Raw genomic sequence first — 25,424 nt, 5'->3', positions numbered from 1 at the left:
TTCGTTGATATTGTTTGATGTGTATGGTATAGTAGTAATAGTAATTATAAACTCTTCTGATGAGTGAGCAGGAATGCTCGCTCTTTTTATTGGTATTTTTTAGGAGGTAAGTATTTGAGCGAAGTTATTGATAGAGTTTCTAAAACCGTCCAACCGATTTTAGATGACAACAATTTTTACCTTTATGACATTGAGTACGTTCAAGAAGGTGGAAGCTGGTATTTGCGAGTTTATATTGATAAAGACCAAGGGGTTAGCTTGGATGACTGTGTTTTAGTCAGTGATCAACTTAGTGAAAAACTTGATGAACTGGATCCAGATCCATTTGATGAACCATACTTTTTGGAAGTGTCTTCACCAGGTGCTGAGCGACCATTAAAACGAGAGTCTGATTATCAAAATGCAATCGGAAAATACATCCATGTTTCTTTGTACCAGAAGTTGGATGGAAAAAAAGCGTTTGAAGGTACACTTGAAAGTTTGGATGATGATCAACTAACGTTATCGGTTAAAGATAAAACGCGAGTTCATCAATTAGAAATTCCAAGAAAATTAATTTCAAAAGCCAGATTAGCAATTGAATTTTAGTTAGGAGATTAAAATGAGTAAAGAACTGGTAAGTGCACTTGATCAACTTGAAAAAGAGAAGGGTGTCAAAAAGGAAGTTGTGATTGACGCTTTGGAAGCAGCCTTGTCATCAGCATACAAGCGTAATTTTGATCAAGCCCAAAACGTTGAAGTTAACTTTGACGAAAAAACCGGTAGTATTCATGTTTATGCGGTCAAAAAAGTGGTTGATAAAGTAGAAGACCAGCGTTTAGAAGTTAGTCTTGAAGAAGCTTTAACCATTAATAAAGGGTATGAATTGGGTGACGAAATCAAGTTCGAGGTAACGCCAAAGAACTTTGGTAGAATTGCAGCTCAAACCGCTAAACAGGTCATTACCCAAAGAGTTCGAGAAGCCGAACGTGAAACGGTTTACGATAAGTACAGTAAGTACCAAGATGAACTTGTTACTGCTGAAGTTGAACGTCAAGATAGTCGCTTTGTTTATATGAATCTTGGTCAAGTAGAAGCCGTTATGGCAAAAAATGATCAGATGCCTAATGAAACTTATCGTCCACAGGATAAGTTAAAGGTGTATGTTACTAACGTTGAAAATTCATCAAAGGGACCACAGATCTTTGTTAGTCGGACTGCACCAGGAATGTTAAAGCGTTTATTTGAACAAGAAGTTCCAGAAATTTATGATGGAACGGTTGAGATTGTTTCCATTGCACGTGAAGCTGGCGATCGCGCTAAGGTTGCGGTTCGTTCTAATAGTACTGACATTGATCCAGTGGGAACTAGTGTTGGTCCAAGAGGAACTAGAGTTCAAACCATCGTGAATGAATTAGGTGGAGAAAATATGGATATTGTTCAATGGGATGAAAATCCTGCTGACTATATTGCAAATGCTCTAAATCCAGCTGATGTTGTCGATGTGATCTTTAAAGATGGTGATGATCGTTCATGCACTGTTGTCGTTCCTGATGATCAGTTATCACTTGCCATTGGTAAACGTGGTCAAAATGCTCGTTTAGCTGCTAGATTAACGGGATATAAGATTGACATTAAATCTGAATCTGAAATGAATGGTAATGATGAAGATGACAGTGATGAAAATGATTCTGATGATTCTATCTCTAATGAGGAAGAAAATGAAGAATAGTTTTTGAGGAGGTACTGGTATGAGAAAAAGAAAGGTACCAATGCGAAAAGACGTTGTATCTGGTGAGATGGCTCCTAAACGACAATTAGTGAGAATTGTTCGTGATAAAGAGGGAAATGTTTCAGTTGATCCAACTGGTAAGCAATCCGGTCGGGGAGCATACGTTAAGATTGACGTTGAGACCGCTAAAAGGGCTAAACAAGATAAGATTCTTGATCAAGTTTTTGAAGTGACGTTAACGGATGATTTTTATGATAAACTCATTGATTATGTAGATCATAAACAGGCTCGGCAGGAACTAATTGATAATGACAAATTATAATAAAGTCTTAAACTTATTGGGAATTGCCAGACGAGCTGGTAAAATAATATCAGGTGAAGGAATTGTTTTAAACGCAATTAAAAATAGAAAAGTAAACTATTTATTTATTGCGTCAGATTGTGGTGCAAGCACTAAAAAGAAATTCTTAGATAAAAGTAAATTCTATGAAGTTCCAGTTAATACTGGTATGCTTAAAGATGATCTTAGTGAAGCGATTGGAATGAAACGATCAATCGTAGCAATTGAAGATAAGGGATTTTCGAAAAAATTTAAAGAATTAAAATAATAAAAAATATAAGTAAAGGAGTGTGATTATATGGCCAAAAAAAGAATTTATGAATTAGCCAAAGAGCTTAATGTACCTAGCAAACGTGTGATTGATACAGCCAAGTCAAACGGTTTTACGGTTAAAAACCATATGTCATCGCTTGATTCAAATCAGGAGAAGACCGTACGAGGTGCGCTCAGAAATAATCCAAAGGCTACAAATGGAAGCGTACACACACACGCTCCATCCAAAAAGCCTGTTGACTCCCACAATAGTAATAATGGACATGGCACTTCTAATGGTAGAAATAATCATAATAACAATTCTAATAGAAATGATCATGCTAATGGTCAACATCAAACCAACCGTTCGGATCATAAAGTGGTAAATCAACACTCAAATAATGGACATAGTAACAATAACCATACTCAACGTCCTGAGAATGCTCATAATAACGGTGGTCACAGTAATACGCAACATCGTAATCAGAACTCTAGTAATCACTTTAATCACAGTAATAACCATCCAACTAATCAGCATTCACACAATAATGTTAATGGTCAAAGTACTACCCGTCCTAATAATAATCATCATGCTAATACTACTGGTAGTAATAACGGAACAAATAAGAAGACGGTTAATAACACCTCTAAGCCACATAATAATGGAGGCGGAAAATTCGGTGGAAGTTTAAACCGTAATAAGAACAAAAGGGGTAAGAAGCGGAACAAGCGTCGTGATAGTCGTTACAATATGTATTCTAAGAATCAACGGATTCGTCAGAATCATAAGAAAAACGCTGCTCCAACACGTAAGAGCCGTCCATTACCTAAGGTCTTAGTTTACCAAGATGGCATGAATGCTCAAGATCTTGGTAAGTTATTGCATAGAGAACCGGCAGAAATTGTTAAAAAATTATTTATGTTGGGAATGATGGTTAATCAAAATCAATCACTAGATAAAGATGCCATCGAATTGTTAGCTACTGATTATGGAATTGAAGCTAAAGAAAAAGAAAATGTCAATGTTTCAGATATTGATAAATTCTTTAATGAAGAAGAACATAACACTGATTATCAGGAGTCTCGTCCTCCAGTAGTTACTATCATGGGTCATGTTGATCATGGTAAGACTACTTTACTTGATTACTTAAGACATTCTCACATTACTGCTGGTGAAGCTGGTGGGATTACTCAAGCAATTGGTGCTTACCAATTGAAGCATGGTGATCAAACCATTACCTTCTTGGATACTCCAGGGCATGCGGCCTTTACGGCAATGCGAGCTCGTGGTGCTGATATCACGGATGTTACCGTCTTGGTAGTTGCCGCAGACGATGGAGTAATGCCACAGACTGTTGAAGCCATTGATCATGCTAAGGCAGCTGGTACTCCAATCATTGTTGCTGTAAACAAGATTGATAAACCCAATGCCAATCCACAACATGTTAAAGAGCAGTTAATGAACTATGGGTTAGTACCCGAAGACTTTGGTGGAGATACTATCTTTGTTGATATTTCTGCTAAGAATGGAACTAACGTTGATGAATTATTGAATATGATTTTGCTTCAATCTGAAGTACTTGAACTTAAAGCTAATCCTAAACAAAATGGTGCGGGATCGGTTGTTGAAGCACGTCTAGATAAGGGAAAAGGTCCAGTTGCTACGCTCTTGGTTCAACAGGGAACTTTACACGTTGGTGATCCAATCGTTGTTGGAGATACTTTCGGACGAGTACGAACTATGACTAATGAAAATGGTAAAGATATTAAAGATGCTAAGCCATCGACTCCCGTTGAAATTACTGGATTGAATGATGTCCCAGAAGCCGGAGATCGATTCATTGTCTTTAATAACGAAAAAACGGCTCGTGCAGCTGGTGAAGAACGTGCCAAAGAAGCCCAAATTGAAGAACGAAAGCAAAATAATCGGGTTACATTGGATAATTTGTTTGATTCAATGAAGCAAGAAGACATGAAACAGGTTAATGTGATTATTAAAGCTGATGTGCAAGGGTCAGTTGAAGCATTAGCTGGCAGTTTAAAGAAAATTGATGTAGAAGGCGTTAAGGTCAACGTTATTCATGCCTCAGTTGGTGCCGTTAATGAAAGTGATGTTGCTCTTGCAGAAGCAAGTAATGCAATTATCATTGGCTTTAATGTTCGTCCTACCCCACAGGCTAAGACTCAAGCTGAAACCGACAAAGTAGATATTCGCCTTTATCAGGTTATTTATAACGCCATTGATGATGTCGAAGCTGCTATGAAGGGTATGTTAGATCCAACTTATGAAGAAGAAGTTACTGGAAATATTGAAGTAAGACAAATTTACAAAGCTTCTAAGGTCGGAACCATCGCTGGTGGAATGGTGCTTGATGGATACGTTCGTAGTGACAGCAAAGTTCGTTTGATTAGAGATAATGTGGTCATCTATGATGGTGAACTTGGCAGTTTGAAGCGATTTAAAGATGATGTTAAAGAAGTCAAACAAGGCTTTGAATGTGGTTTGACAATTGAAAACTACAACGACATTAAAGTCGGAGATAAAGTTGAAGCATACCACATGAAAGAAGTGCAGCCTAAGTAAGAGCCGTAAGGAGTGATTATAATGGCGCAATATCGTGTAGGAAGACTACAGCAAGAGATTCAAAAAGAAGTCGACGACATTTTGCTCAAACGAGTTCGTGATCCACGAGTTCAAGGTGTTACGATCACTGGTGTTGAAGTGACTGGTGATCTACAACAAGCTACTATTTACTACAGCAGTTTGTCTGACAATAAAGCTGACCAAGAAAAAGTTCAAAAAGGATTGGATAAAGCTACTGGACTAATTCGAGGAGAACTTGGTCACCGTTTAAGTATCTATGTAACACCTGAGATTCATTTTGAACGTGATGGATCAATCCAATATGGAAGTAAAATTGATCGATTAATTGATAATTTAAATAAAAAAGATAAATAAAAAATGACTGGGAATGTTAATTTCCAGTCTTTTTTGCGTAGATAGGATTGGAGTGAAGATATTGATTACTGGGATTGTTCCGTTATATAAACCACGGGGAATGACAAGCTTTGATTGTGTAAGTAAGATTCGTCACATTGTCGGACAAAAACGAGTCGGACATAGTGGGACACTCGATCCTAATGTTGATGGGGTTCTTCCAATCTGTTTAGGACATGCTACTAAAGTAGTTGATTATCTTATGCAATCTGGAAAAGTTTATCAGGGGACCATTACACTTGGCTTCTCGACCACTACTGAGGATTTAGATGGTGAAATTGTCAATTCAAATTTTGATTTCATGTCAATTCCTGATGCAAAGATTGACCAAACCTTAAATTCGTTTTTGGGTCAATCTGTTCAAATCCCACCCATGTTTTCGGCTGTGAAGGTTAATGGAAAGAGACTGTATGAGTATGCACGAACGGGAGAACGAGTTGAACGTCCGAAACGTCAGATTGAGGTTAAGCAGTTTGTTCGTCTGAATAGTAGTTCATATGATAATACAAGTCGGACGCAAACTTTTTCCTTTGAAGTCCAATGTGGTAAAGGAACGTACATCAGGACGCTTGCAACTGATTTGGGACGTAAACTAGGAGTTCCAGCTGTAATGTCAAAGTTGACCCGAATTCAAAGTGGTGGATTTAACTTTGCTGATACAGTTACGTTTGATGATCTCGATCATGCAGTGAATGCTCATAAACTTGATAAGATTATTTTTCCTATTTCTTACGCTTTAAAAGGTTTTAAAACCATCATTCTTACTGATGAACAATGGAATCGTGTTAAACATGGCGGTTTTTTGAGTATTGATGAAGTAGCTTGCGAAGATGAGATGATAGTTTTAAAGTATAGTAATATTGATCGGGCTTTATATTATAAAAATGAACAAGAAAATAATTATAAGCCCCAAAAAATGTTTGATTTAGATTAGAGGAAATTATGAAAGTCGACTATTTATCATATCCACTCGGTGAAAGAAACGAAAAGGAATCCCAGGTGATTGCAATGGGATTCTTTGATGGCGTCCATCTGGGTCATCAAAAAGTGATTAATAAAGCCAAAAAAATTGCGATGCAAAAGAAACTCCCCTTAGCAGTTTTAACGTATGATCATCATCCTTCATTGGTATATAAGAAATTGGATGGGAATGCTAAACGGTATCTCACTCCACTTGATCGAAAACTGCAATTGTTTAATCAATTGGGAGTGGATAATGTTTATGTCGTAAATTATAATTTTGCATTTCAAAACCAGCAGCCGCAAGAATTTGTGGATAATTATCTGGTTGGTTTGAAGGCTAATACGGTTGTTGCGGGATTTGATCATACTTATGGAAAAAAAGATGCCGGGATGACCGAGCTTCCTGAATATGCTAATGGGAGATTCGATGTTATAAGTGTTGGTGCAGATGAACTAGATGACCAAAAGGTTAGTTCGACTCGCATTCGACGTAATCTTGATCAAGGACACATCCAAACGGTTAATCGGCTGTTAGGTTATGAGTTTGAAAATGATGGAGTAGTAGTTCATGGATTGGCTCGTGGACGTGAATTAGGATTTCCAACTGCAAATATTGAGTATTCAGATAAGCAGCGGTTACCTAAATTAGGAGTATATGTAGTAGAAATTAAAGTCAATGATATTTGGTATAAGGCCATGGCTTCTATCGGTAAAAATGCAACCTTTGGGGATAATAATCCCGTTACTCTAGAGATTAATATTCTTGATTTTGATCAGAATATTTATGGGAATCGGGTTAAAGTTAGATGGTTGTCAAAGATGCGAGATGAAGTTAAGTATCAGAGTCCTAAACCCCTGATTGATCAGTTAAAAACTGATGAAAATAATACTCGTTTGTATTTTAAGGAGCGTAAAAACCAGTAGTCTTATTTCTTGACGTTCTTGTGTACCTTTGGTAAGGTATAAATGTACGTTAGCACTTGATAATAAAGAGTGCTAAAAGAGGTGATAAGAATGCTCACTGAGAGACAAAATATGATTCTAAAGTACATTGTTGATGATTATACTGACAACGGTGTTCCAATCGGATCGAAGCGATTAGCGAGTCAACTCCCGATGAATGTTAGTTCTGCTACCATTCGAAATGAGATGGCTGTGTTGAGTGGTCAAAATCTGATTCAAAAGGTTCATACTTCGTCCGGAAGAGTTCCTTCAAATGAAGGATATCGATATTATATTGATAATTTGGTTGCTCCCGTACTAGTTGATAATGAAGAGAAAAGTTTAATTCATAATGCTTTGGGCGGAACTTTTCAGCAAATTGATGATATTGTAAAACAATCTGCTGATATTTTATCTAGTCTAACCGATTATACGGCGATGACATTAAGCCCTGAGCAGACTAATACAGAGACTTTACGACATTTTCAGCTGATTAAATTATCTGATCATCAAGTAATGGCTATCATTGTCATGAATGATGGACAAGTTGAAAGTCAACCATTTATAACGAATGATCAAATTGATGAGGATAAGTTAGTTCAAGCAACTAACTTAGTTAATGACAAACTTTCAGGTGAATCCATTCCCGAAGTTTTGAATGAACTTAAGACTACAATTCCTGAGGAAATTAGAGATTATTTAACTTCTTCTGAAAATTTTGTCAGTGCATTCGAATACGTCATTAACAAATCGCTTAAAGACCATTTCTTTGTTAGTGGAAGAATGAATTTGTTAGACACAATGGATGATAAGAAAGATATTAAGAATATGAAGCCACTTTATTCAATGTTTGGTGATAATTCGAACATGGCTCAGATTTTGGATAATGATGCTAAACCCATTTCTGTTATGATTGGTTCCGAGCTACGAAATGATTTATTGAAGAATTATAGTATTATCTCCGGAACTTATGATGTTGGTGTTCATGGCATGGGAAGAATTGCTGTGATTGGACCGACTCGGATGGCTTATCCAAAAGTTTTAGGACTAGTTGATGCGTTTAAAGATGAACTTCAAAAGCGGATTAACGGATACTATAATAATTATGATAAATAAGAAGGAGGTTCAAAATGGCGAGCGATAAAGAAAAACAAAATAAAGATATTAAAGATGAATCGAAAAATGTTGACGAGTCAAGCAAACCAAAGAAAAAAGATGTAGAAACGGATGAAAAAGATGATTCCGCAAAAAAAATTGATGAATTAAAGCAAAAATTAGATTCAGTTCAAGACAAGTACTTGAGAGCTGAAGCAGAGATTCAAAACATTCAAAATCGAAACAAAAAGGAACGCGCTGATATAGTTAAATACGGTGCACAAGATTTTGCAAAAGATGTTGTTCCTGTTATGGATGACCTAAAAAGGGCGCTTGACGTTGACGTTTCTGACGAAAACGGTAAGCAATTAAAAAAGGGAATCGAAATGGTACAACAGCACCTCGAAAAAGCTCTGAAGGATAATGATATTTCTGAAATTAATGCTGATGGAGTGGAGTTTGATCCAAGTCAGCATCAAGCTGTTCAGACGGTATCCCCGAGTGATGAACATCCAAAGGGTACCGTGGTATCCGTTCTTCAAAGTGGATATAAAATTGCTGATCGAGTTCTAAGACCAGCAATGGTGGTAGTCGCACAGTAATTAAATTGTTATTAAATATATAAAAAGAAGGTTTTAGGTATGGCAAGTAATAAAGTTATTGGTATTGATTTAGGAACTACTAATTCAGCTGCAGCTGTTATGGAGGGTAATGAACCAAAAATCATTACTAATCCAGAAGGATCAAGAACCACTCCTTCAGTAGTTGCTTTTAAAAACGGTGATATCCAAGTTGGTGAAGTTGCCAAGCGTCAAGAAATTACTAACCCAGATACGGTTGTATCAATTAAGAGTCACATGGGTGAACAGGGTTACAAAGTTAAGGCAAATGGTAAAGAATATACCCCACAACAAATCTCAGCAATGATTCTGCAATACATTAAGGGTTATGCTGAAGATTACATTGGCGACACTGTTAGTCAAGCAGTTATTACTGTTCCTGCTTACTTTAATGATGCTCAACGTCAAGCTACCAAAGATGCCGGTAAAATTGCCGGACTTGATGTTAAAAGAATTATTAATGAACCTACTGCAGCTTCACTTGCATATGGTTTAGATAAAAAAGACAAAGATGAAAAAATCTTAGTTTATGATTTAGGTGGAGGTACTTTTGATGTTTCTGTCCTTGAATTAGGGGATGGAGTCTTCCAAGTTCTTTCAACTAATGGTGATACCCACTTAGGTGGGGATGACTTCGATAAGAGAATCATGGACTGGTTGATTGATAACTTCAAGAAAGAAAACGGAGTTGATCTTTCAAAGGATAAGATGGCTTTGCAACGTTTGAAAGATGCTGCTGAAAAAGCTAAGAAGGACTTATCTGGTGTAACTCAAACTGAAATTTCACTTCCATTTATTTCTTCTGGTGAAAATGGTCCACTTCATTTACAAACAACTCTTACTCGAGCAAAGTTTAATGAATTAACTTCTGACTTAGTTGAAAAAACAAAGGCTCCTCTTGACAATGCTTTAAAGGATGCTGGACTTTCAGCAAGTGACATTGACCAAGTTATTCTTAATGGTGGTTCAACTAGAATTCCAGCTGTTCAAGAAGAAGTTCAAAAATGGACTGGTAAGGAACCTAGCCATTCAATTAACCCTGATGAAGCTGTTGCCCTAGGTGCAGCTATTCAAGGTGGAGTTATTACTGGTGATGTTAAGGATGTCGTTTTGCTTGATGTTACTCCATTGTCATTAGGTATTGAAACCATGGGTGGTGTATTTACTAAGTTAATCGATAGAAATACTACGATCCCAACTTCAAAGTCACAAACATTCTCAACTGCCGCTGATAATCAAACTGCTGTTGACATTCATGTTTTACAAGGTGAACGTCCAATGGCTGCTGATGATAAGTCACTAGGTCGTTTCCAATTAACTGATATTCCTGCTGCACCAAGAGGTGTTCCACAAATTGAAGTTACCTTTGATATTGATAAAAACGGAATTGTTAATGTTTCCGCTAAGGATAAGGGAACTGGTAAACAACAAAAAATTACCATCAAAGATTCCAATGGTCTTTCAGACGATGAAATCGATAAGATGATGAAAGAAGCCGAAGCCAACGAAGATGCTGATAAGGAAAAGAAGAGCAAAGTCGATTTGAATAATGAAGTTGATCAATTGATCTTCCAGACTGATAAAACATTGAAGGATGTTAAAGGTAAGGTTTCAGATGATGAAATTAAGGCAGCTCAAGATGCTGAAGACGAACTCAAAAAAGCCAAAGAAGATGGCGATACTGATGCAATGAAGACTAAGAAAGATGCTTTGAACGAAAAAGTTCAAGCTTTAGCAGTCAAATTGTATCAACAAAACCAAGGCCAAGCTGGTCAAGGACAACAAGGTGGAAATGATGCTAATGGTGGATCATCAGATAAAGGAAATGGAAATGATGATGGCGACACTGTTAACGGCGATTACCATGAAGTTCATGACGATGACAAAAAGTAGTTTTGGCGATTGGCGTTGTTAAAATTGACGAAAGCTAAAGTCGGTTTGGTAGGCTTTGGCTTTTTGTTGTATTATTTGAGTTTGGAGGCGAGCTAATGGCTAGTAAAGATTATTATAAAGTATTAGGCGTTGATAAAAGTGCCAGTGAAGATGACATTAAACACGCTTATCGAAAATTATCCAAAAAATACCATCCAGATATTAATAAGGCTCCCGATGCAGAAGCAAAATTCAAGGAAATTACCGAAGCCTATGAAGTTTTAGGCGATAAAAAGAAACGAGCTAACTATGATCAGTATGGCTCAGCAGATGGTCCCCAAGGCTTTGGTGGCTTTGGCGGTGGTGCCGGAGCTGATGCCGGCGGTCAAGGTGCTGGTTTTGGTGACTTTTCTGATATCTTTAATGATATTTTCGGCGGTGGCGGAAGACGTCGAGCTGATCCAACTGCACCACGTCGTGGACGTGATTTACAATATCAAATGACGTTAACGTTTGATGAAGCTGTCTTTGGAACTAAGAAGACGATTAAATATAATCGTGAAGAAACCTGTCCGACATGTCATGGAACTGGTGCTAAACCAGGTACTAAACCAGAAACATGTTCCAACTGTCATGGTAGTGGTTATGTAACTAAGACTGTTAATACACCACTTGGACAGATGCAGACTCAGGAACCATGTCCTGTATGTGGTGGAACTGGTAAAGTTATCAAAGACAAGTGCCCAACATGTGGTGGAACTGGTAAAGTTGAGAAACAACATTCACTTGAAGTTACTGTTCCAGCTGGTGTTGAAGAAGGTCAACAAATGCATATGCAAGGCCAAGGGGACGCTGGTGAAAACGGTGGACCTTATGGTGATTTGTATGTAATCTTTAGAGTACTTCAAAGTAAGTACTTTAGAAGAGACGGTCCAACTATCTACTTTGATCAACCAATTTCATTTGCAACCGCTGGTCTTGGTGGAGAAATTCAAGTCAAAACAGTTCATGGTGACGTTGACTTGAAGATCCCTGCTGGAACCCAGACTGGCACTGTTTTCCGTTTGAAAGGGAAAGGTGCTCCTAAGTTACATGGAAATGGTAATGGTGATGAAATGGTTAAAGTTAAGGTTCAAACACCAAAGAAACTTAACTCTAAGCAAAAGGTTGCCTTACAAGCACTGGCTGAAGCTAGTGGTGATACTAATATCGATGAAAATAAGAATTTCTTTGATAAAATGAAAGATGCATTTAAGTAAACAAATAAAGGAGTAGCCATGTGGCCACTCCTTTATTTGTTTGTTATACATATGTGGGGTTGTTATAATAGTAATAACGACTTGAACGAATTGCATAATGAAAGTAGGAGAATATCGTGGATTATAAAAAAATGAAAGAAAAGCAACGCCGCACAAGAAATTTTGCAATTGTTGCCCATATTGATCACGGTAAATCGACTTTAGCGGATCGAATTCTTGAGTTAACTGATACAGTTGCCAAACGAGACATGCAGGATCAAATTTTAGATAATATGGATCTAGAACGTGAACGCGGAATTACCATTAAATTGAATGCAGTGGAATTGACTTATCATGCAAAAGATGGAGTTGATTATGTATTTCATTTAATTGATACTCCTGGACACGTTGATTTTTCTTATGAAGTTTCACGGAGCTTAGCAGCCTGTGAAGGTGCTCTGTTAGTAGTAGACGCTACTCAGGGGGTTCAAGCCCAAACTTTGGCGAATGTTTACTTAGCCATTGATGATGATCTTGAAATTATTCCAGTGATCAATAAGATTGATTTGCCTTCTGCTGAACCGGAAAAAACTAAAAAAGAGATCGAAGATGTTATCGGCTTGGATACCTCAGATGCAGTAGAAATTAGTGCTAAAAGTGGTTTTGGGGTTGAGGATTTATTAGAAGAAATTGTTCAAAAAATCCCAGCACCGGAAGGAGACATTGAAGCTCCCCTTAAAGCCTTAGTCTTTGATTCTATCTACGATGATTATCGTGGAGTTGTTCTTAGTATTCGTCTTTATGATGGAGTAGTTAAACCCGGAGATAAAATTCGTCTGATGAATAGTGGTAGTGAATATGAGGTAAACGAAGTTGGCGTAAACTCTCCCAAACCACTTCAACGAACATATTTAATGGCGGGAGACGTTGGTTACATTACTGCTAGTATCAAGGATATTACTAAAACTCGAGTTGGTGATACAGTCACGGATGCGGATAATCCAACTGAGAAGGCCTTGCCCGGATATCGTGAAATGATTCCAATGGTTTATGCTGGGTTATATCCTACAGATAATGCTAAATTTGATGATTTAAGGGAAGCACTTGAAAAACTTAAGTTAAACGATGCCTCGCTTGAATTTGAGCCTGAATCATCTGAAGCGTTGGGATTTGGTTTTCGTTGTGGATTTCTCGGATTACTTCACATGGACGTGGTTCAAGAACGATTGGAACGAGAATTCGGGCTTGATTTGATAACTACGGCACCATCGGTAACTTATCACGTTGACCTAAACGATGGAAGCACAATTGAAGTTGAGAATCCATCTGAGATGCCTGATGTTTCATCAATTAAAGACATTAAAGAGCCGTTTGTTAAAGCTAGTATTATGGTACCAAATGACTATGTTGGAGCCGTAATGGAGATGTGTCAGGATCGTCGTGGCCAATTTGTTACGATGGAGTATCTGGATGATGCAAGAGTTAATGTGATTTATCAAATGCCATTATCTGAAATCATTTTTAACTTTTTTGATAAATTAAAGTCAAGTACCCATGGATATGCATCTCTTGATTATGAACTTTCTGAGTACCGTCAAAGTGACCTGGTTAAAGTCGACATTCTTTTGAATGGCGATAAGGTTGATGCTCTGAGTTTTATTTCACACAAACAGTTTGCTGCTGGTCGAAGTCGTGAAATTGTCAAAAAATTAAAGGGAATTATTCCGCGACAAAACTTTGAAATTCCAATTCAAGCAGCAATTGGAGCCACTATTATTGCAAGAACTAACATTAAAGCATACCGAAAAGATGTTACTTCTAGGATTCATACTGGTGATCCTGATCGTCGGGCTAAATTATTAGAAAAACAAAAACGTGGTAAAAAACGCATGAAGGCAGTAGGAAAAGTTGATATCCCACAGGAAGCCTTTATGGCTGTTTTACAAACTGATGAAGATCAAAAGAACGACAAGTAATAATTGTCGTTCTTTTTTTATATGTAATATTAGTATTGATGTATAATTAACCATCTTTAATTATTAGGAGGAATTTTATGTGGAAAGTAAGAAAATTCAACCAATTGACTTTAGATGAATTGTTTAAGATTTATCAACTAAGGTGTGAAGTATTCGTCGCTGAACAAAAAATCACCTTACAAGACATTGATGATAATGATAAAAAGGCTTGGCATCTCTTCTTGATTGATGATAACCAAATTATTTGTTACGGGAGAATATATGAACAAACCCATTATGTGACCTTTGGAAGAATTGCGGTTAAATCTAATTATCGTGGTAAACATTTAGGAGAAGATTTAGTTCGTCACATTATGAACTTAATTGCCGACAAGTATCCTAAGAAAGAAATTATGATTGAAGCCCAAAAATACGTGGAAGATTTATATACATCATTTAATTTTGTGCCCACAGGTGGTGTCTTTTTAGAAGGTGGAGTGGAACATATTAAAATGAAACATCAACCATTCATTAAATAACAATAATAATGTTTTAAAAATTAAAATTTGGTATTTTATTTATTATTAAAAACCACTATTATAGAATAGTGGTTTTTTGATTGGAAAATAATGGGATTTTAATTAATTATTAGGAAATGATCATGAATAATGGAATATCGGTTATAGAAACCATTAGCTGATGTTATGAATTGCACAATTGAATTGGATACAAGTGTGAATATATGCCCCATGTTTTTTAGGGATTTTCCTAAATTAACAATCTGATTTCAATTCACATCAGTAACTAGAAACCCTATAACTGTGGGGTGTATGATATGTGATATAAGCAACAATATGATTGTAAAAATTTCTTAGAAAAATTTTTTATGAGATAAAAATTGCTTCATGATTAGTTTTAGTGTTCCCTTATAAGGAATATATTTTGATATTTTTACTTATATACTTGATTAGTAACAGCTAATATAATATACTGTAAAAGTAAGGTAAAGATTAAAGAATTCACGCAAGGGGATTTGAATGTACAAAAAAAGCACTCAAATTGAGTGCTTTCGACGATTAGAGAGGTTAAAAAACTGCAACATAGTTATGAGAAGTAACAATCTAATAAGTAAAGATCTATGAAATAAAAGAGTACACGTATCTAAGACCAGTAAGCAGTAGGAGTGGAAAGTCTTAGTTGATGTGAATGTTGAGAATGCAACAGAAATTTATTACCTCTCTAATCTACACTTTATATTTAATCACACTTTACGAATTTTTACCAGCGAATTCTCATAATTATGAAGCTTATTCGCTAAAGAAGTACTACTTAAAAAGTAGTACTTCTTTTTATTTTGGAATTGCCATGAAAATAACTTTACTATTTGATGGGAACGAGTTCTTTTCCCCAAAGTTATCAAAAGAAATACTTTCCCCGGGAGTTCCCAGTTCATGATGAGGATCTTTTGTAATGGTTAGAAGGTGTTCGTGATCACGATCAATATCGTCAAGGGTAGCAGCGTCTAATTTGACTTCTTCACCTGAAGGCATTTTAACGGTAATTTTTCTGAGGTCATGAATTCCATCAGCTTTAATTGAGAATGGGACATTTATTAACATGATTATTCCTCCTTTGGACTTCAATATCTATTATACATATTTATCACTTACTTTTACAACATCTTTTATGTTTATCAGTGGTACATTTTTTTAAATTAGTAACTATTTAAATCTTTAATCATTTCATTAATTTGGATTGAATGGAAAAGAAACTTAATTAAAAAAACTAAAATTTTTTATAGGCCAGTAACTCGCAAATTTGTAGAATTCATCGTTTTTCGTTGATTTGTCTCAAAGTGATGAATGTGTGATGATAATAATGAATTCAAATTTGGAGAAAGGATGATTATTTATGTCAGGGAAAAACAATGTTGCTGCTTATGACATACTAAAGCCAAGTTGGTATGTTAATCAGATGAAGGGGTGGAGTTTTACTAGCTATTTGTTACTTCTGTTTGGTTTAGGAGTAATTGCTGGATCAACCGTTACACAACCAATTACGTTTATTGCAATTATGACCATGTTAGCTGGAATGCTTGGATTTACCACCACTATTTCTATTACCAATACTAAACCACTAAACGGAATTTTTGGTTTAGTCAGTGCTTTGATTTATATTTATGTTGCTTTTACCGCTAAGAATTACAATGATATTATTCTACAGACTACATACATTGTACTTTTGGATATTCCGGTTTTGCTAATTCCCAGTTGGGCTACTAATGTTGACAAACACATCAAGAAATTAACTATTAAGGGTAATCTTAAGAAAACACTGATGAATTGGGGGTTGACAGCACTATTCTTTGTTGTAGTATTAGGAGTTTTATATGCTTGGGAACATGGATATAGTGATAGTCCACGACCATTTGTAGATAGCTTTGCTGCAACAATTGGAATTACAGGAGCTCTTTTAACTACTTTGAGATTTCGTGATACTTATTATTTCTGGCTTGCTCAAGGGATATTCTCAATTATTCTATGGGGAATTACTGCTTATCAAGGTGGAGCAAATTGGACGTTATTCTTAACCTACATTTTGTATCTATTCAATGACCTTCTAAGTTTCTTTGATAAGAACATTGCATGGTTCCATACCAAAACAGTTAATGGCTGATAGATAACGTAAAAAGACGATGACTAAATGTCATTGTCTTTTTTTATCCCTTAGTACTATATCCATTTTGATAGTCAATATTATATCCAGGTTCAACGTTAAAAATGTAGACGTTAAAGTGAATTTGGTTATTTCCAACTGATTGGGCTCTCATTTGAACTCCGCGACTTACTAGTTCGTTACCACGATAAATTGGAGTTACTTGGTATCTAACATAGTTATTTCGGTTTTGCTTTAAGTAGTTAGCAATGTCATCTTCATGATAGAGCATTAGCGGAGCGTTAAGGGTTCTGGTTCCCGTGATCAAGTTTTTAGGATTATTGTTTTCACCGCAGAGCTGATAACCAATTAGATGACTACGATTATAAAGCCAGCCATTATTAATTCGTTTGTTATGCCATCCGGTGGGATTAAAAGTAAGTGGTTCTCGTTTTTTAGTTGGCATTGTTTTTATATTCAACATGCCATTGGCATCGGTAGCACGGTTAAGGTGATCAAGATTGTTAAACTTTAGCCAGGGACTTTTATGATTTAATTCTGAAGGAGCAAAATGAGGATTATTATGATCAACTTCGACTTCCTGGTTTCCATCATAGTTTAGGTCGCTTAGCTTTAGATTGGATGAGTTCTTTAACTGATAATGAAGCTTTTTGAGCTTTGCCTTTTTGGTATCAACCTGACGTTGTAAATTGTTCACGTTCTTTTGAAGTTGCTGAGTATTTTGACTGGAGTTGGCTGAATGATTATGAGCTGGTTGGGACTGTTGTGAGCATCCAGTCATCAGTAAACTGACTAACGTAATGGGGATAATGAGGTACTTTTTCATCGTTTAGCCTCCCGGTATCCAGCAGCTTGTGCATCCGCTACAGAGTTAAAATAAACCGCGTTTTTACTTTTCATCTGATAATTGTTTTGGCTCGGAAGATGGTAAACATGAGAGTTGCGATTTCCAATGATTTTTTGATTGTTATTGGTATCAGTTTTATCTTCAGAGCTTTGAACTGCCCTTGCAGGAGTGGAGTCTTTTTTAGGATGCGATGAAACCAGTTGTTGATTAGAGACTGGTTTAATTGTGACGTGTTTTTGATTTAAGTCATCTTGCGCTTGATTAATTTCTTGGGATAATTGTTGGCTCTGTTTGGTAAGTGATTTTTCTTGAGCAATTAGTTCTGATTGATTGGAACCAGAAGCAAGCGAAATTTCGGTTGGAATAATCAACAATAAAACGGCGCATCCAGCCGTTAGTGCGATTTTCTTAAATTTATTCATTACTTTCATTCCTTATTTTTTTAATAATTCAAGAGTATCATAAAAATTTTATTTACATTACCAATAAAAGATAGTAATATTTAATACGAACAGGTGTTCGAGTAGGTGATATTTTGGATTATGATGAAGAACCTCACGGAGTTTATTTTTTTATTGATAACAAATCATTTTATGCCAGCTGTGAAAGTGTGAAGCGAGGGCTTAACCCACTTCGTTCTATATTAGTGGTGATGTCGGAACAGGCTAATACTAACGGTGGATTAATTTTGGCGGCATCTCCAATGGCCAAAAAGTTATTTGGAATTAGTAACGTTAGCAGGCAACGTGATCTACCTAATGATCCTAGGCTTTTGATTGTTCCGCCACGAATGAATTTGTACATTAAGAAGAACTTGCAGATTAATGATGTTTTTACTGAATTTACTGATGAAAATAACATTTTGCCGTATTCAATTGACGAATCATTACTTGATATGACTCATACATGGCACTTATTTGGCAACAGTTTAAGAAATGTTGCACTTAAAATTCAAGAGGAGGTTAGAAGTCGCTTAGGATTATATACCACGGTTGGAATTGGCGATAATCCCGTTCAAGCCAAAATTGCGTTGGACGTTTATGCCAAACATGATTCCGATTTAGTGGGCGAAATCCACTATAAAGATGTCCCAAACAAAATTTGGAACATTCAAAACTTAACGAGCGTGTGGGGAATTGGGAAAAGAACTGCAGCTAACTTAAATCACCTTGGAATTTATAATATGAATGATTTGGCTCACGCTAATCCGTATTTGATTAAGGAGAAGATGGGAATCATTGGATTGCAATTATTTGCTACCGCGTGGGGAATTGATCGAAGTAATTTAAGACAGCCCATGCATACCAAAGAGAAAAGTTATAGTAACTCACAGGTTCTCCCAAGAGACTATACAAGCCGAAGTGAGATCGAAATAGTTATTAAAGAGGTCGCGAGTCAAGTTGCTTCTAGGATTCGTAATCACCATTTGCAAACGGGATGGATTACCTTGTTTATTGGTTTTTCCTTTGCAACGAAGCAAGTAACTGGTAGCAGTGGATTTTCTCAATCAATGAAGATTAATCCGACTGATGATAGTTATGAACTTGGCCGTGATTTGACTGAATTATTTGAGAGAAATTGGAATGGCGAGATGATTCGCAATATTGGGGTAGAATATGTTCATTTATCACCTAAAGTAGGTGAACAACTCGACTTATTTAGAGATAATCAAAGGACCATCAAACAAAACGTGTTAAACAAAACTGGCGATCAAATTCGAAAACAATTTGGAAATGCCGCTTTATTAAACGCGAATAGTTTGTGTAACGGTGCTACCGCGATTTCTAGGTCAAATCTGGTAGGAGGACATAATGGAGGCAATTCCTATGAATAGTGATGTCACTTTGGTAGGAAACAAAATTTTAGCCAATATTGATCATTTGTTTTTACGCGTTCCAGGGACCCGCTACTGGATGATGATTGTTAATAATGTTTTTGATTATGAGTATGATTGGTTTCTAAGTTCTAAGAAAAAGTACCAACAGGAGCGATCACAACCGCTTTATGTTATTTCGAATTATGACTTGGAATTTTTGGAGGCAATCGTTAATTACGTAGGCAAACGTAATTTATTAACTACTTATTATCGTAATTTTGGGAACTTAGTTTGGCCAACGGCGCAAAGAAAAATTCAAAGTTAGAGTTAGGAGAACCATCATGAATGAAAAAGCTGTTCAGAATTTTTTTAAATTTGATTATCATGATCGTGGTATTAAAAAATGGCAGGGTTATTTTTTATCAGACCATACCAGCAAATTAAGTAAGTTAAGGAAACAAAAAGCAGAGCAACAGCAAAGAAAATTAGATGATCAAATGGATCGTTCAGAAATTGATGAGGTTCTGCAAAAGTCATTTGCTAATCGCCTTAAGGTGGAACTCCAATATGCTTACTACGATAAGAATGAATTAAAAATTGAACAAATCATTGGTACGATGAAGGGTTACTATAAAAATTTAGTCATTGTAGGTGATCAAATCCTTAGATGGGATGAAATTGTAAGTGCCAAATTAATAAAATAAACTAATAGTATGACTTTATTAATTATCGTTAATGTCTTACAATATAGTTGTTAGAGATTTCACATAAAGTGAAAAAATATATCATAAGGAGAATTATTATGGCACTTAGTGACTACTTCACAGGTATCCAACACGTTGGAATTCCTGCCAAAGATTTAGATGAAACAATCGATTTTTACAAGAAATTAGGCTTTGATAAAGCTGGCCAATTTATGTATCAAGGAAATCGTTGTGCTTTCATGAAGTATGGTAATTTGATGATTGAAACATGGGAAGGCGATCCAGTTGCTGATAAAGACGGTGCTATTAACCATATTTCATTAAATACCACTGATGCTGATGCAGCATTTAAAGAAGCTAAGAAAATGGGCTTAGACGTTCAGGAAGATGAAATTGATACTCGTCCATTCTGGGACAAGGGGATTCGCTTCTTCAACATTTATGGTCCTAACCACGAAAAGATTGAATTCTGTCAAATTGTTTAGTTTATAATTTGAATAGTTATAAAAAGACGTGGTAAAGCACGTCTTTTTATTTGCTGTATGATAGATGCTTGCTAATTAAATATTTCTCCATTATGATATAGACTAAAGGTTTTAAGGACGAGTGTAAATAAAAATACGAGAGGAGGATAAATATGTTAGATCAAACTAAAAAGTTTTTGCGCGATCAAGGATATCATTATAAAAAGACATATATTAGACCATTAATTACCCCAGATAATATCTACGTATTTCGCTTTGGTAAGAATAATTTGAATAATCGACTCATTATTCGCTACGGACACGGTTGGACTGGACGACAAAGAATTAAAGAAATTGATCTTCGATTGCATAAGCAAAAGCATCCCCGAATTTTTAAGACTGAACGAGGATTGCTTAAGTATTTAGCTGGTCATTTAAAGCAGCATGAGCAAAAGCTTGAAAAAATTGAAGATAATAAAAATAATGCATCCAGTTAACGGGTGCTTTTTTTATAAAAAGAATGAGGTTTAAAGGATGGATTTAGTTAAAGTTTCAGTAAAAACGAGTCATGAAGCCGTTGACGCTGTTTCCAATATTTTAATGGAACAAGGGGCAACTGGAGTTCAGATTGATGACAGAAATGATTATGAAGTTCTAAAACGCGAGGCTAATTGGGACCAATATGAGCTAGGTGATTCTAGAACTGATTATAATTTGAATGAAGCACAAGTCAGTGCCTATTTTAAGGATAAGATTGACGTTGATAATGTTGTTAAAAAGGTGAAAAATAAAGTAGGAAGTTTGAACCAGTTTGGCTTAGATCCTGGTCCAAATCTAGTTAGTGTTAAATCAGTTAAGGATGAAGACTGGGCCACTTCTTGGGAGAAGTATTATCACCCAGAACGAGTTACAAGATTTTTAACCGTGGTTCCAAGTTGGGAAGATTATGACATTAAGAATTCTGATGAGTTAATGGTTCGTTTGGATCCAGGGATGGCGTTTGGAACCGGTACTCATCCGACTACTAAGTTAGCAATGCAAGCCCTAGAAATGACAATTCGTGGCGATGAAACCATGCTTGATGTAGGAACTGGATCAGGTGTGTTAAGTATTGCTGCTAGGGAATTAGGAGCTGGAACCATTAATGCTTATGATGTTGATGACGTAGCGGTTAAATCAGCTAAAAAAAACATTGCACTGAATCCGGGTATGCAAGGAATTCAGGTGAAAGTTAACAATTTATTAGACGGAATTAATATCAAGGCGGATATCGTAGTTGCTAATATTCTTGCTGAAATTATTATTCCTTTAATCCCACAAGCTGAAAAGTGCTTAAATAACGGGGGAATCTTTATTACTTCTGGAATTATTGCTGATAAACTAGATGAAGTAATTGCTACCCTTAAAAAACATCATTTTAAGATTAATCAGGTTTTAACCATGAAAGACTGGCGTTCTGTCATTGCAGAAAAAGTTAGTGAGGAGAATTAATTGCAACATTATTTTTTAAATTATCCCCTTCAAGTTGGTCAAATCATTGAGCTTCCAAACGATGTTTCCCATCATTGGAATGGGGTGATGCGGGCCGAACGGGGATCAAAAGCAGAGTTTGTATCTAATCAAGAGATCGTATACGTTGGAGAACTGGTTGATGAAGCTACGCCAACCATTAAAATTACTGATAAAACTAATCAGAATGTTGAACTTCCCGTTAAGGTAACGATTGTTTGTGGACTTCCCAAAAGGAGTAAGGCGGATTTGATTACGCAGAAAGCAACGGAAATGGGAGCTGATCGGATTATTTTTACTCCAACTGATTGGGCCATTGCTAAGTGGGGTAGTAAGGCACCTAAAAAAATCAAAAGGTTACAAAAAATTGCTAAAAGCGCGGCCGAACAGTCTCATCGAAATTTAATTCCAGATGTGAAGTACGTAGATTCAATCAATCATGTTAGTAAAATTAAGTCTGATTACAAAGTGATGGCTTATGAAGAAGCTGCTAAACATGGCGAAAATAGCAAACTTTATAAAATAGTTTCACAAATGAAAACGGGACAAGACCTCATGGTTTTCTTTGGACCAGAGGGTGGAATTTCTCCTAGTGAGGTTGAGCGATTAGAGAATGTGGGCTTTGTCTCAGTTGGTTTGGGTCCAAGAATCTTGAGAACTGAATCAGCACCACTTTACCTTTTATCAGCAGTTTCAACGTTATTAGAACTAAAACAAATTAAGTAGGGATAACATGTCAAAAGTTAAAGAATGGACACCAAAAGAAATATTTGATGAAGCATCTGAGTATCTAGACAAAAACGATATTCAAATGATTAAAAAAGCGTATAAATTTGCAAAGATTGCTCATGAAGATCAAAAGCGAGCATCGGGACAACCTTATATTAATCATCCAGTTGAGGTTGCTGGTATTTTAACTGATCTTCATATGGATGCAGAAACAATTACAGCTGGATTTCTTCATGATGTTGTTGAAGACACTGGAGCAACCATCGGAGATATAACTGAACTTTTTGGTGACCATGTCTCATTAATCGTTGATGGGGTCTCAAAACTCAGTAAAATTAAATATAAATCTAGTAAAGAGCAGCTGGCAGAGAATCATCGAAAGTTGCTATTAGCGATGTGTAAGGATATTCGAGTAATGATCGTTAAGTTAGCCGATCGCCTTCATAACATGGAGACCTTGGATGCCCTTCGTCCCGATAAACAAAAACGAATTGCACAGGAAACCCTCGATATTTATGCACCCCTAGCGGATCGTTTGGGAATTGGAACCATCAAGTGGGAATTAGAGGACCTTTCACTCCGTTACCTAAAGCCAGATGATTATTATGAGATCGTTAACTTGATGAATTCAAAGCGAAATGAACGAGTTGCATATGTTAATAGAGCGGTTAAGAAAGTTCAACAAGCAATTGAGGGTTTAGGCATCAAAGGTGAGGTTTACGGACGACCTAAGCATATTTATTCCATCTATCGCAAAATGCATGACAAACATAAAGACTTTAAAGAAATTTATGACCTATTGGCCGTTCGTGTAATTGTTAAATCAGTTAAAGATTGTTATGCCGTTTTAGGAGCCATTCACACGGAATGGAAGCCATTTCCAGATCGTTTTAAAGATTACATTGCAATGCCAAAACCCAATATGTATCAATCATTGCATACTACAGTTGTTGGACCAGAAGGCAAACCACTTGAAATCCAAATTCGGACGGAAGAAATGCATCGCATTGCTGAATACGGGGTTGCCGCACACTGGGCATATAAGGAAGGCAAAACAGATGAGGTTGAAAGTAACAAGAGTAATGTTCAGCTGAATTTGTTTAAGAAAATTATCGAGATTCAGGAAGAATCAGAGAATGCTTCTGATTTCATGGATAGTGTGCAGGGAGACTTATTTAGTGATCGCGTCTATGCCTTCACCCCATCTGGAGATGTAATTGAACTTCCTAAGGGATCCATCCCGATTGATATGGCATATTCCATCCACACTGATGTTGGTAATTCAACTACTGGTGCGAGAGTAAATGGCAAGTTAGTTCCTCTTGATTATGAAATTAAAAATGGGGATATTGTCGACATTATTACGTCAAGTAGTTCTGATGGTCCAGGAAAAAATTGGATGTCCATGGTAAAAACCCGTCGGGCCAAACATAAAATTAAGCAATTCTTTAAGCGTAGCAGTCATGATGATGACATTAATTCTGGAAAAGAAACGTTGGAAAAAGACATTGTTGATTCGGGATTCGATCCAGCAACAATTCTTAGTGATGATAACTTAACGCGAGTTATCAATGAAATGCATTATACAAGTATTGATAATTTATACGCTGCGATTGGTTTTGGTGATATTCAACCTAACGGAGTTGTTAACCGACTTCTGGAGCCTGAAAAAAATGAAATTGAAAAGAAACGGCAAGAAGACGCTGAACGAGACGTGTTAGAGGGTCATAAGACCATTTCTCATGAGAGTGAAGATGCTGAACAAGGCAAGAAACCAGAAGATAACATTAAAATCGAGGGTGTTGATAATCTTTTAGTTCATATTAGTCGTTGTTGTGATCCAGTTCCAGGCGATGAGATTGAGGGTTATATCACGATGGGGAATGGAATTTCTGTTCATCGTGCTAATTGCCCGAACCTTCTTCAAGCTAAGACCGGGAATAATCGTATTATCAACCTTAACTGGCGCAAAGTAGAAGATAATGCCATTACTTATGACAGTGATCTAGAAATTCAAGGATACAATCGAAGCGGATTATTAAATGACATACTAAAACGGGTTAATTCCGCTACCAAGAATCTTAATTCGGTAGAAGGAAAGGTTATTCACGAGGATTTGGTTTCAATTCGGGTTTCAGTTGGGGTCCGAAATGTTCAGCAACTTGACCGAATTATTGATAGTGTAAATGCGGTTCCAGATGTTTATGAGGTTAAACGAACGGAAGGATAACGGATAATGAAGTTAGTCATTCAACGAGTTAATTGGGCAGAAGTTAAAATTAATGATCAGGTTAGGGGTGCCATTAAGAAGGGGTACTTAATTCTGGTTGGCGCTCAAGATTCTGATGGACAGGATGAAGTTGATCACCTGGCCCACAAAGTCGCTCATCTTCGGATCTTTGAAGATGAAAACGGTAAAATGAATTTAAATATTAAACAAGTCTCAGGTTCAATTTTGTCAGTTTCGCAATTTACTCTGTTGGCCGACACTAAAAAGGGTAATCGGCCTACTTTCACCGGCGCGGGTGATCCTGATCATGCGAAGAAAATTTATGAATCATTTAATGATGCCCTCAAAAAAAATGGATTGAAAGTAGAAACTGGCGTCTTTGGAGCTGATATGGACGTGGATTTAGAAAATCATGGTCCATCTACTTTTATTTTAAATTACCAAAAAAAGGAAAATAATTGAT

General features: G+C 36.4%; 27 protein-coding genes. 24 read left to right on the top strand and 3 right to left on the bottom strand.

All coding sequences use genetic code 11. The annotated features are described in order from the left end of the window. Positions 1–114: 114 nt before the first annotated feature. From rimP to FC73_RS01410, 14 genes are all read left to right on the top strand, one after another. Entirely contained in the window at positions 115–588 is a 474-nt protein-coding gene (gene rimP / locus FC73_RS01475) for a ribosome maturation factor RimP (protein ID WP_010021327.1), read from the top strand. Positions 589–601: 13 nt separating this feature from the next. Next, positions 602–1,711, top strand: coding sequence for a transcription termination factor NusA (gene nusA / locus FC73_RS01470; RefSeq protein WP_010021329.1), 1,110 nt, complete (start codon positions 602–604; stop codon positions 1,709–1,711). Positions 1,712–1,730: 19 nt separating this feature from the next. Further along, on the top strand, positions 1,731–2,033 hold the full coding sequence (gene rnpM, locus FC73_RS01465) for an RNase P modulator RnpM (protein WP_010021330.1): 303 nt from the start codon (positions 1,731–1,733) through the stop codon (positions 2,031–2,033). Then, positions 2,020–2,319 (top strand): L7Ae/L30e/S12e/Gadd45 family ribosomal protein, encoded by a 300-nt coding sequence (locus FC73_RS01460; protein WP_010021332.1) that lies wholly within the window; start codon positions 2,020–2,022, stop codon positions 2,317–2,319. Before rnpM ends, FC73_RS01460 begins: the two co-directional genes overlap by 14 nt. 30 nt (positions 2,320–2,349) lie before the next feature. Continuing rightward, positions 2,350–4,887, top strand: coding sequence for a translation initiation factor IF-2 (gene infB / locus FC73_RS01455; RefSeq protein WP_010021334.1), 2,538 nt, complete (start codon positions 2,350–2,352; stop codon positions 4,885–4,887). A 21-nt stretch (positions 4,888–4,908) separates the two neighbouring features. Further along, entirely contained in the window at positions 4,909–5,262 is a 354-nt protein-coding gene (rbfA, locus tag FC73_RS01450; RefSeq protein ID WP_010021335.1) for a 30S ribosome-binding factor RbfA, read from the top strand. Positions 5,263–5,323: 61 nt separating this feature from the next. Beyond that, positions 5,324–6,235, top strand: a complete 912-nt coding sequence (gene truB, locus FC73_RS01445; RefSeq protein WP_010021336.1) for a tRNA pseudouridine(55) synthase TruB — start codon at positions 5,324–5,326, stop codon at positions 6,233–6,235. Between the two features lie 8 nt (positions 6,236–6,243). Then, on the top strand, positions 6,244–7,188 hold the full coding sequence (gene ribF / locus FC73_RS01440; RefSeq protein WP_010021337.1) for a riboflavin biosynthesis protein RibF: 945 nt from the start codon (positions 6,244–6,246) through the stop codon (positions 7,186–7,188). A gap of 90 nt (positions 7,189–7,278) precedes the next feature. Continuing rightward, entirely contained in the window at positions 7,279–8,322 is a 1,044-nt protein-coding gene (hrcA, locus tag FC73_RS01435; protein ID WP_010021338.1) for a heat-inducible transcriptional repressor HrcA, read from the top strand. 14 nt (positions 8,323–8,336) lie between these two features. Then, positions 8,337–8,903: a nucleotide exchange factor GrpE gene (gene grpE, locus FC73_RS01430; RefSeq protein ID WP_010021340.1), complete on the top strand. Its 567-nt coding sequence runs from the start codon at positions 8,337–8,339 to the stop codon at positions 8,901–8,903. A gap of 39 nt (positions 8,904–8,942) precedes the next feature. Continuing rightward, the gene (gene dnaK, locus FC73_RS01425; protein WP_010021341.1) at positions 8,943–10,814 is read left to right on the top strand and encodes a molecular chaperone DnaK; all 1,872 of its coding nucleotides are present in this window, start codon (positions 8,943–8,945) and stop codon (positions 10,812–10,814) included. Between the two features lie 95 nt (positions 10,815–10,909). Then, entirely contained in the window at positions 10,910–12,052 is a 1,143-nt protein-coding gene (gene dnaJ, locus FC73_RS01420; RefSeq protein WP_010021343.1) for a molecular chaperone DnaJ, read from the top strand. Positions 12,053–12,168: 116 nt separating this feature from the next. Continuing rightward, positions 12,169–14,007 (top strand): translation elongation factor 4, encoded by a 1,839-nt coding sequence (lepA, locus tag FC73_RS01415; RefSeq protein WP_056936281.1) that lies wholly within the window; start codon positions 12,169–12,171, stop codon positions 14,005–14,007. A 77-nt stretch (positions 14,008–14,084) separates the two neighbouring features. Next, on the top strand, positions 14,085–14,525 hold the full coding sequence (locus FC73_RS01410) for a GNAT family N-acetyltransferase (RefSeq protein WP_010021344.1): 441 nt from the start codon (positions 14,085–14,087) through the stop codon (positions 14,523–14,525). 810 nt (positions 14,526–15,335) lie between these two features. On the opposite strand, the gene FC73_RS01405 is transcribed toward FC73_RS01410, so the two are convergent. After that, on the bottom strand, positions 15,336–15,605 hold the full coding sequence (locus tag FC73_RS01405; RefSeq protein WP_010021345.1) for a hypothetical protein: 270 nt from the start codon (positions 15,603–15,605) through the stop codon (positions 15,336–15,338). A 292-nt stretch (positions 15,606–15,897) separates the two neighbouring features. Here FC73_RS01405 and pnuC point away from each other — a divergent pair, with 292 nt between their 5' ends. Beyond that, positions 15,898–16,662, top strand: coding sequence for a nicotinamide riboside transporter PnuC (gene pnuC / locus FC73_RS01400; protein WP_010021346.1), 765 nt, complete (start codon positions 15,898–15,900; stop codon positions 16,660–16,662). Positions 16,663–16,705: 43 nt separating this feature from the next. Here pnuC and FC73_RS01395 read toward each other — a convergent pair whose 3' ends face one another. After that, positions 16,706–17,488, bottom strand: coding sequence for a DNA/RNA non-specific endonuclease (locus tag FC73_RS01395; RefSeq protein ID WP_010021347.1), 783 nt, complete (start codon positions 17,486–17,488; stop codon positions 16,706–16,708). Further along, complete coding sequence (locus FC73_RS01390) at positions 17,485–17,931, bottom strand: sunset domain-containing protein (RefSeq protein WP_010021348.1); 447 nt, start codon at positions 17,929–17,931, stop codon at positions 17,485–17,487. The genes FC73_RS01395 and FC73_RS01390 overlap by 4 nt, the downstream gene beginning before the upstream one ends. Before the next feature lie 113 nt (positions 17,932–18,044). Here FC73_RS01390 and FC73_RS01385 point away from each other — a divergent pair, with 113 nt between their 5' ends. The 9 genes from FC73_RS01385 (at position 18,045) to dtd (ending at position 25,423) form a co-directional block, all read left to right on the top strand. Then, positions 18,045–19,343 carry a Y-family DNA polymerase gene (locus tag FC73_RS01385; RefSeq protein WP_010021350.1) on the top strand — a complete coding sequence of 433 codons (1,299 nt, stop codon included), beginning with the start codon at positions 18,045–18,047 and terminating at the stop codon, positions 19,341–19,343. Next, positions 19,321–19,650, top strand: coding sequence for an acetyl-CoA carboxylase (locus FC73_RS01380; protein WP_147299360.1), 330 nt, complete (start codon positions 19,321–19,323; stop codon positions 19,648–19,650). Before FC73_RS01385 ends, FC73_RS01380 begins: the two co-directional genes overlap by 23 nt. Before the next feature lie 16 nt (positions 19,651–19,666). Continuing rightward, the gene (locus tag FC73_RS01375) at positions 19,667–20,029 is read left to right on the top strand and encodes a hypothetical protein (protein WP_010021353.1); all 363 of its coding nucleotides are present in this window, start codon (positions 19,667–19,669) and stop codon (positions 20,027–20,029) included. 98 nt (positions 20,030–20,127) lie between these two features. Then, positions 20,128–20,514 (top strand): VOC family protein, encoded by a 387-nt coding sequence (locus tag FC73_RS01370; protein WP_010021354.1) that lies wholly within the window; start codon positions 20,128–20,130, stop codon positions 20,512–20,514. 152 nt (positions 20,515–20,666) lie between these two features. After that, a complete protein-coding gene (locus FC73_RS01365) occupies positions 20,667–20,990 on the top strand; it encodes a hypothetical protein (RefSeq protein WP_010021355.1) in 324 nt (107 codons plus the stop codon). Positions 20,991–21,027: 37 nt separating this feature from the next. Further along, the gene (gene prmA, locus FC73_RS01360) at positions 21,028–21,984 is read left to right on the top strand and encodes a 50S ribosomal protein L11 methyltransferase (RefSeq protein ID WP_010021356.1); all 957 of its coding nucleotides are present in this window, start codon (positions 21,028–21,030) and stop codon (positions 21,982–21,984) included. Continuing rightward, positions 21,985–22,728 (top strand): 16S rRNA (uracil(1498)-N(3))-methyltransferase, encoded by a 744-nt coding sequence (locus tag FC73_RS01355; RefSeq protein WP_010021358.1) that lies wholly within the window; start codon positions 21,985–21,987, stop codon positions 22,726–22,728. Between the two features lie 7 nt (positions 22,729–22,735). Further along, positions 22,736–24,961 (top strand): RelA/SpoT family protein, encoded by a 2,226-nt coding sequence (locus FC73_RS01350; RefSeq protein WP_010021360.1) that lies wholly within the window; start codon positions 22,736–22,738, stop codon positions 24,959–24,961. A gap of 6 nt (positions 24,962–24,967) precedes the next feature. Further along, complete coding sequence (dtd, locus tag FC73_RS01345) at positions 24,968–25,423, top strand: D-aminoacyl-tRNA deacylase (protein ID WP_056936280.1); 456 nt, start codon at positions 24,968–24,970, stop codon at positions 25,421–25,423. The last annotated feature ends 1 nt before the right edge of the window (position 25,424 follow it).

This window comes from Fructilactobacillus fructivorans (assembly GCF_001434095.1).
Lineage (GTDB): Bacteria > Bacillota > Bacilli > Lactobacillales > Lactobacillaceae > Fructilactobacillus > Fructilactobacillus fructivorans.
The sequence above is the reverse complement of the archived record's forward strand: the minus strand, read 5'-3'. Positions and strand labels throughout refer to the sequence as shown.

Excerpts from the sequence above, each read along its gene's own strand:
- nusA (WP_010021329.1), top strand. The coding sequence starts at position 602 with ATGAGTAAAGAACTGGTAAGTGCACTTGATCAACTTGAAAAAGAGAAG.
- rnpM (WP_010021330.1), top strand. The coding sequence starts at position 1,731 with ATGAGAAAAAGAAAGGTACCAATGCGAAAAGACGTTGTATCTGGTGAG.
- FC73_RS01460 (WP_010021332.1), top strand. The coding sequence starts at position 2,020 with ATGACAAATTATAATAAAGTCTTAAACTTATTGGGAATTGCCAGACGA.
- infB (WP_010021334.1), top strand. The coding sequence starts at position 2,350 with ATGGCCAAAAAAAGAATTTATGAATTAGCCAAAGAGCTTAATGTACCT.
- rbfA (WP_010021335.1), top strand. The coding sequence starts at position 4,909 with ATGGCGCAATATCGTGTAGGAAGACTACAGCAAGAGATTCAAAAAGAA.
- ribF (WP_010021337.1), top strand. The coding sequence starts at position 6,244 with ATGAAAGTCGACTATTTATCATATCCACTCGGTGAAAGAAACGAAAAG.
- hrcA (WP_010021338.1), top strand. The coding sequence starts at position 7,279 with ATGCTCACTGAGAGACAAAATATGATTCTAAAGTACATTGTTGATGAT.
- grpE (WP_010021340.1), top strand. The coding sequence starts at position 8,337 with ATGGCGAGCGATAAAGAAAAACAAAATAAAGATATTAAAGATGAATCG.
- dnaK (WP_010021341.1), top strand. The coding sequence starts at position 8,943 with ATGGCAAGTAATAAAGTTATTGGTATTGATTTAGGAACTACTAATTCA.
- dnaJ (WP_010021343.1), top strand. The coding sequence starts at position 10,910 with ATGGCTAGTAAAGATTATTATAAAGTATTAGGCGTTGATAAAAGTGCC.
- FC73_RS01410 (WP_010021344.1), top strand. The coding sequence starts at position 14,085 with ATGTGGAAAGTAAGAAAATTCAACCAATTGACTTTAGATGAATTGTTT.
- FC73_RS01405 (WP_010021345.1), bottom strand. The coding sequence starts at position 15,605 with ATGTTAATAAATGTCCCATTCTCAATTAAAGCTGATGGAATTCATGAC.
- pnuC (WP_010021346.1), top strand. The coding sequence starts at position 15,898 with ATGTCAGGGAAAAACAATGTTGCTGCTTATGACATACTAAAGCCAAGT.
- FC73_RS01395 (WP_010021347.1), bottom strand. The coding sequence starts at position 17,488 with ATGAAAAAGTACCTCATTATCCCCATTACGTTAGTCAGTTTACTGATG.
- FC73_RS01390 (WP_010021348.1), bottom strand. The coding sequence starts at position 17,931 with ATGAATAAATTTAAGAAAATCGCACTAACGGCTGGATGCGCCGTTTTA.
- FC73_RS01380 (WP_147299360.1), top strand. The coding sequence starts at position 19,321 with ATGGAGGCAATTCCTATGAATAGTGATGTCACTTTGGTAGGAAACAAA.
- FC73_RS01375 (WP_010021353.1), top strand. The coding sequence starts at position 19,667 with ATGAATGAAAAAGCTGTTCAGAATTTTTTTAAATTTGATTATCATGAT.
- FC73_RS01370 (WP_010021354.1), top strand. The coding sequence starts at position 20,128 with ATGGCACTTAGTGACTACTTCACAGGTATCCAACACGTTGGAATTCCT.
- FC73_RS01365 (WP_010021355.1), top strand. The coding sequence starts at position 20,667 with ATGTTAGATCAAACTAAAAAGTTTTTGCGCGATCAAGGATATCATTAT.
- prmA (WP_010021356.1), top strand. The coding sequence starts at position 21,028 with ATGGATTTAGTTAAAGTTTCAGTAAAAACGAGTCATGAAGCCGTTGAC.
- FC73_RS01350 (WP_010021360.1), top strand. The coding sequence starts at position 22,736 with ATGTCAAAAGTTAAAGAATGGACACCAAAAGAAATATTTGATGAAGCA.
- dtd (WP_056936280.1), top strand. The coding sequence starts at position 24,968 with ATGAAGTTAGTCATTCAACGAGTTAATTGGGCAGAAGTTAAAATTAAT.